Below are 6,712 nucleotides of genomic sequence, written 5' to 3' on the forward strand. Positions count from 1 at the left end.
ATAAAATCTACTATTGTTTTATCTAAATTACACATCAGCAATAATGCTAATTTAGTGAAGTTCCATGGTTTTTATGCAATTTTACGACAAAATTCCCGTAAATTACCAAGATCTGGCCGTTCCTGTTTATTTTTTACCTGTATATATTTGGTATCTATGTCTTGATTTTTACTGCAATATTTGGTGCTTTAGAGCATAGTAAAACTCATTGTAAGCATCGTATACTCAATACTGTATATGGGTCTGATCACGATGACAATAAACAATAAAGGAGCACATCATGAGTCTAGTTGTACCTGCTGAACATACAGATGCTGTAAAAGCCGATACAGATCGCGTTGAACGTATCCTCGTGGTCGATGATGATGTGCGTTTGCGTACTCTGTTACAACGTTTTTTGGAAGATAAAGGCTTTGTCGTTAAAACTGCACATGATGCTACCCAGATGGATCGTCTGCTACAACGTGAACTGTTTTCACTGATTGTACTCGACTTTATGTTGCCGGTTGAAGATGGCTTGAGTATTTGCCGTCGTTTACGACAGTCCAATATTGATATTCCTATTATTATGCTGACCGCACGTGGCAGTGATTCTGACCGCATTGCCGGTCTTGAAGCAGGTGCAGATGATTATCTGCCTAAACCATTTAATCCAAACGAACTTCTTGCCCGTATCCGGGCAGTTCTGCGTCGCCAAGTCCGTGAAGTACCTGGTGCTCCTAGTCAGCAGGTAGAGGTCGTAAGTTTCGGACCATGGTCTCTAGATTTATCGACCCGTACGCTGACACGTGAAGGTCAGGTGGTCACTTTAACCACTGGTGAGTTTGCCGTACTCAAGGCATTGGTTCAGCATCCACGTGAGCCACTAACACGTGACAAACTGATGAATCTGGCGCGCGGTCGTGAATGGGGTGCCATGGAACGTTCAATTGATGTTCAGGTGTCTCGCCTGCGTCGTCTGATTGAAGAAAATCCGGCACGTGCACGTTATATTCAGACAGTCTGGGGCGTAGGTTACGTCTTTGTGCCAGATGGCGCTGAATAACCCGTTTATTTTATGACCGGAATTATCCTGATGATTTGTACAGGCCATTCACTACTGGGAGGTTTTATATCTGCCAATAAAGTGAATGGCTAGTTCGTATAAGAATGCTTAAAAAATCGTATTGTCTATGGCCTTTGAGCCAAGAAAAGCCGCTAAAATTCTGTCATAAAATTACAGTCTGAGTATAAAATACACTTATAGGAATCCGGAGTGAAACTCGACCCTATTGATCCACAAGAATTTACTGACTATGTAGCTTATTCAGAGAAAAAACGCACCCGTGGGGAACGTTTCCTGGACAAGATCAAGCCACGCTCCGCAGCAATGCGTACTACAGTTCTGGTCGGTTTTGTGGTGCTGTTCAGTCTGGTCATGTCACTCTGGTTTTTCTGGCGTACTTTATATTTACCTGAAATTCAGCAACATGCCCGTTATCTGGCTGTTGAGCTTGAAATTATTAACAACCCCAAACTGCGTATCTTCCATGACAATGTTGAAATGGATATAGATACCTGGCTCAAAAATCGGGTCGGAATTGAATATGTCACTGACCCTAAAGAGTATCCCAATGTTCGGGAAAAGGTGATCGCCGAATTCTTTACTAACCATATTGAAGAAAAGCTGGCTAGAGAGTTAAAAGTCGATAATGTTACGGTGTATTTCCAGTTTAAGCCAAGCCCAAGAATCTGGATACAGACCCCCGAAATGCACGGAAACTGGGTCCGTGAACCATTAAAAACTTATGCCAACTATAGCCCTGAACTGATTTTTGGTTGGCTGCTCGGTGTTCCGATTATTGCATCTATTATTATTTTGACATTGGTTCGGCAGTTAAATCGCCCCTTACGTCGGCTGCAAAATGCGGCAAACCAGTACAGCAAAACCGGGAAGGCACCTTATCTGGAAACCAATCATGGTCCACTAGAAATCCGTCAGGTAAATCAGGCCTTTAATCATATGGTTTATACGCTAGAGCAGACAGAGCGCGAGCGGATGATCATGCTAGCAGGTATTTCACATGATTTACGTACACCGTTGACCCGAATTCGTCTGACTGCTGAAATGTTACCGGATGAATTCCTGCGTGAAGGGCTGATTTATGACGTTGACGATATGGATGCAATTTTGAATCAGTTTATCTCCTATATGCGTGATGGCTCTGACGAAGAATTAAAAGACACCAATATCAACATCTTGCTACAGGAATTGATTGTACAGTTCAAACCGCTAGATATTCGTTTTGAAGCACAGGATGTTCCTATCATTCCAGCACGTAGCCTGTCATTGAAACGCCTGATTGGCAACCTGATCAATAATGCCAAGCGTTATGGTGCTGAACCAATCGAACTCTCTGCCTATACAGAAAATGACCGGATTATCATCAAGGTAGCAGATCATGGCGAAGGGATTCCAGAAGACCAGATTCAGGATCTGATGCAACCTTTTGTGCGTGGAGACTCCGCCCGTACCGTACAAGGTAGTGGTTTGGGCTTAGCAATTGTCAAACGTATTGTTGATATCCATCAAGGTGAGCTTAAAATCCATAATCGTCCTGAAGGCGGATTAGAAGCTATTATCTCACTGCTGATACCTAAAGAGAAAACTGAAGAAAACAATAGTCATAATCCGCTAGAAAAGATCAAGCAAAGTCTAAGTGACCGTTTTTAATCATGATTAAATTTTAGACATTTGAATTTTACAATTATCTTAGCCTTTAAAAATATTTATTTAAAAAATAGTAGTTTAAAAAGCATCAAAAATATTTATACCTTCATTTCCTGAAAAAATTAGACCTTAGCCTAACAGGCATGCACAATTTGTTTTTTGGGCGGTACAATCCGTCTAGTTTCGAGCATATTGAGAGTAAACCATGTCTTTAGATCGTATTCGATTAGCCTCCCTTCATGACAAAGTAATCAGTGCAGATCAAGCTGCCGAGTTCATCCAAGATGGCATGACTATCGGTATGAGTGGCTTTACTCGTGCAGGTGAAGCCAAAGCAATTCCTCAGGCACTGGTAAAACGTGCCAAACAGCATCCTTTAAAAATCTCCCTAATTACCGGTGCAAGCTTGGGTAACGATCTGGACAAACAGATGACTGAAGCTGGTGTACTGGCTCGTCGCATGCCATTTCAGGTAGATAACACACTGCGCCGTGCGATCAACAATGGCGAAGTAATGTTTATTGACCAGCATTTGTCTGAAACTGTAGAACAGATGCGTAACCTGCAGCTTAAACGCCCGGATATTGCAGTTATTGAAGCAGTTGCAATTACTGAAGATGGCCATATTGTGCCAACAACTTCTGTAGGTAACTCTGCAAGCTTTGCTATTTTTGCAGAAAAAGTCATTATTGAAATTAACACTTCAGTAAGTGAAGAATTTGAAGGTCTGCATGACATCTATATTCCGACTTACCGCCCAACCCGTACACCAGTACCTTTAACTCAGGTAGATGACCGTATCGGTTCAACTGCGATTCCAATTGATCCTGCAAAAATCGTTGGTATTGTATTTAATGAAACACCAGATTCTCCATCTACAGTAACACCACCAGATGTGGAAACTCAGGCAATTGCCAATCATTTGATTAATTTCTTTGAAAAAGAAGTTGCTGATGGCCGTTTACCGAAAAATTTGGGCCCTTTGCAAGCAGGTATCGGCTCAATTGCCAATGCTGTACTGACCGGCTTTAAAGATTCAAACTTTGAAGATCTGGTGATGTATTCAGAAGTATTACAAGACTGTACTTTTGAGCTGATCGATGCCGGTAAAATGAAATTTGCTTCTGGCTGTTCAATGACATTGTCTACCCAGTGTGGTGAGCGTGTTTTCGGCAACCTGGAAGCATATAAAGACAAGTTTGTATTACGTCCACAAGAAATTTCAAACCACCCTGAACTGGTACGCCGTTTAGGTATTATTGGTATTAACACTGCGCTTGAGTTTGATATTTACGGTAATGTGAATTCTACCCATGTTTGTGGCACCAAGATGATGAATGGTATTGGTGGTTCAGGTGACTTTGCCCGTAATGCACACTTGGCAATTTTTGTAACCAAATCGATTGCAAAAGGGGGCGATATTTCTTCAATCGTTCCAATGGTATCTCATGTTGACCATACCGAACACGATGTTGATATTCTGGTTACAGAACAGGGTCTAGCTGACCTTCGTGGACTGGCTCCACGTGAGCGTGCTCGTGTAATTATCGAGAACTGTGTACACCCACTTTATAAAGATGCCTTGAACGACTATTTTGACCGTTCAACTGCTAAAGGTGGCCATACACCACATCTGCTTCGTGAAGCGCTGCAATGGCATATTAACTTTGAAGAAAATGGACATATGCTGGCTGTTGAGCCTGCAGTAAAAACTGCTTAATAGCATTCAGTTAAAAAACGCCCATCTGGGCGTTTTTTCTTGTCTGAATTATTGCAATAGCAAGAACTGGATTAATTTATGCGAAGGCGGGGTGTAGTGGTAACTGGCTGACTAAAGTCTATCTCTCTAAGGGCCTGAGTCTCTAGTGTACCTAGCGAAACCTTACCCAAATCCCACTGAATCTGTCCTGATTCATTACGAAATGGCTGTAACATGATCTCCAGCCCACGCATCGGGTTATCTGACTGTAAACCTGCTGCTATCGCCAGTAAATGCTGTTGTAAGGCTAAGGGCAGATGATCCATATTAACCTCTGGCCTGCCCTCACTCGCTTCAATATTCCGCACCGGATGGGCATTAACAGTGATATTCTGCAAGTCATCCTCAATCTGCATCATCCGATGCTGTAAAGCACGCTGCTCGCTTTTCCTCTCCTGATAGGGAATAAACCCAGTTTCCTGGCGCATCTCAGGCTCAGCCATGACTTTTAATACTGGCAGTTCGACACTTTGTGCAAAAACTGCTGTCGAAGCATTTATGCTAAAAACCATCAGAACAATGTATTTAAAGAAGTGCATAACTATGTCACTCCAGAGCTGGTATCAGTTCAATATATGATTCATTTTTTTCATTTTGTATAAGAATTAACCATCAATTCTGTTACGCTCAGTTAAATCAGTATCTGAATATTAATAAAGACCGCTGATTTTGCCCTTTAGCTATATTCATCATTTTTAATCAGCATAAAAAAAGCCCCATACAGTATATGGGGCTTTTCAAATATGGTGGCGTGAGGCAGGATCGAACTGCCGACACACGGATTTTCAATCCGTTGCTCTACCGACTGAGCTATCGCGCCGATGAGGTGTATTAAGCCGTATCTGCTGGCAAGAGTCAACAAAAATCAGTTTTTTTTAGTTTAAATGCATATATTTTAAGCAAAAAAAATCCCTGATGGGATCAGGGACTGAAAACACAAATATGGTGGCGTGAGGCAGGATCGAACTGCCGACACACGGATTTTCAATCCGTTGCTCTACCGACTGAGCTATCGCGCCGATGAGGTGTATTAAGCCGTATCTGCTGGCAAGAGTCAACAAAAATCAGTTTTTTTTAGTTTAAATGCATATATTTTAAGCAAAAAAAATCCCTGATGGGATCAGGGACTGAAAACACAAATATGGTGGCGTGAGGCAGGATCGAACTGCCGACACACGGATTTTCAATCCGTTGCTCTACCGACTGAGCTATCGCGCCGATGTGGGGCGTATTAAACAATCTAATTAACTGATCGTCAAGTCTTTCCTTTATAAAAATATTTAAAAGATTATTTTTCATGCAAAATCAAAAAGATTGAACAAGCAGTAATAGCGAGACTAATAAACTTAACATCCTCTTAAGCTATATTTGCCTAGTTATATCTTTACAGTTTACCTAGATGTGCCAAGCAACGATGGATAGCCCCACAGCCTGGGTCAAACCTTTTGACTTCTTTTGCCTCTTCATAGCGGCAGACTTCACTGACCAGACGTTCAGCAACTCCACGACCGCGATTTGCCGGATGTACTACGATATATTCCAGAGTCTTACTCTCCCCTTGTCCCGTACACCAGATTGCACCTATAATTTTGGTATTAAACTCTGCTGTATACAACGTTGTATACTGGGCCAGATGCTGTTCAAGTTGCTCGACCGCATCCTGCCCGTCTCCGAATTCGGGACTGGTGTCATACAATCGCTCAAGCTGACTGCGGACTTCTGCATTTTCTAGAGAAGTATGAGCATGTACGGTAATAGGCATTGATTAACCCTCCTGAGCAATCTAATATGCTGTGGCTTTGACCTTGATCAACACAGCGCAAGTTTTCACATCAAACATTTTTGACGTTTTTGAGGAATGTGTCCATGACGCAACGTATCAGTGAAGTGGTAAGAAATACTAACGAAACCAAGATTCGAGTTCGTCTCAACCTTGATGGTACGGGTCAGGGCACCTTAAATACTGGCATTCCCTTTTTAGATCATATGATTGATCAAATCAAGCGTCATGGTCTTTTTGATATTGATATTCATTGTGATGGTGATCTGGAAATTGATGACCACCATACAGTAGAAGATTGTGGTATTACGTTAGGTCAGGCTTTTGCCCAGGCACTGGGTGATAAAAAGGGATTGCGCCGCTATGGACACTTTTATGCGCCACTGGATGAATCACTGTCACGTGTTGTAGTCGATCTCTCTGGCCGTCCGGGTCTGTTTATGGATATTCCATTTACCCGTGC

6 protein-coding genes and 3 tRNA genes are annotated in these 6,712 nt (G+C 42.2%); 4 read left to right on the forward strand and 5 right to left on the reverse strand.

All coding sequences use genetic code 11. The features are described from left to right. Positions 1-280: 280 nt before the first annotated feature. From ompR to scpC, 3 genes are all read left to right on the forward strand, one after another. A complete protein-coding gene (ompR, locus tag J502_RS02125) occupies positions 281-1,045 on the forward strand; it encodes an osmolarity response regulator transcription factor OmpR (RefSeq protein WP_034671905.1) in 765 nt (254 codons plus the stop codon). 210 nt (positions 1,046-1,255) lie between these two features. Next, positions 1,256-2,713, forward strand: coding sequence for an ATP-binding protein (locus tag J502_RS02130; protein ID WP_026443907.1), 1,458 nt, complete (start codon positions 1,256-1,258; stop codon positions 2,711-2,713). A 202-nt stretch (positions 2,714-2,915) separates the two neighbouring features. After that, a complete protein-coding gene (gene scpC / locus J502_RS02135) occupies positions 2,916-4,430 on the forward strand; it encodes a succinyl-CoA:acetate CoA-transferase ScpC (protein ID WP_005017988.1) in 1,515 nt (504 codons plus the stop codon). 71 nt (positions 4,431-4,501) lie between these two features. Here scpC and J502_RS02140 read toward each other — a convergent pair whose 3' ends face one another. From J502_RS02140 to J502_RS02160, 5 genes are all read right to left on the reverse strand, one after another. Then, positions 4,502-5,008, reverse strand: coding sequence for a hypothetical protein (locus J502_RS02140; RefSeq protein ID WP_005024169.1), 507 nt, complete (start codon positions 5,006-5,008; stop codon positions 4,502-4,504). A 205-nt stretch (positions 5,009-5,213) separates the two neighbouring features. Then, positions 5,214-5,289: transfer RNA gene (locus J502_RS02145), tRNA-Phe, on the reverse strand. 123 nt (positions 5,290-5,412) lie between these two features. Next, a tRNA-Phe gene (locus tag J502_RS02150) sits at positions 5,413-5,488 on the reverse strand. Between the two features lie 123 nt (positions 5,489-5,611). Further along, positions 5,612-5,687: transfer RNA gene (locus J502_RS02155), tRNA-Phe, on the reverse strand. Between the two features lie 166 nt (positions 5,688-5,853). Further along, positions 5,854-6,231, reverse strand: coding sequence for an acetyl-CoA sensor PanZ family protein (locus J502_RS02160; RefSeq protein ID WP_005024167.1), 378 nt, complete (start codon positions 6,229-6,231; stop codon positions 5,854-5,856). Between the two features lie 104 nt (positions 6,232-6,335). Here J502_RS02160 and J502_RS02165 point away from each other — a divergent pair. Continuing rightward, the coding region (locus J502_RS02165) for an imidazoleglycerol-phosphate dehydratase (RefSeq protein WP_034682949.1) at positions 6,336-6,712 on the forward strand (377 nt) is incomplete at its 3' end.

Origin of the sequence: Acinetobacter sp. 1294596 (assembly GCF_000582925.1) — a bacterium.
In the GTDB taxonomy this organism is placed as follows: Bacteria; Pseudomonadota; Gammaproteobacteria; order Pseudomonadales; family Moraxellaceae; genus Acinetobacter; species Acinetobacter radioresistens.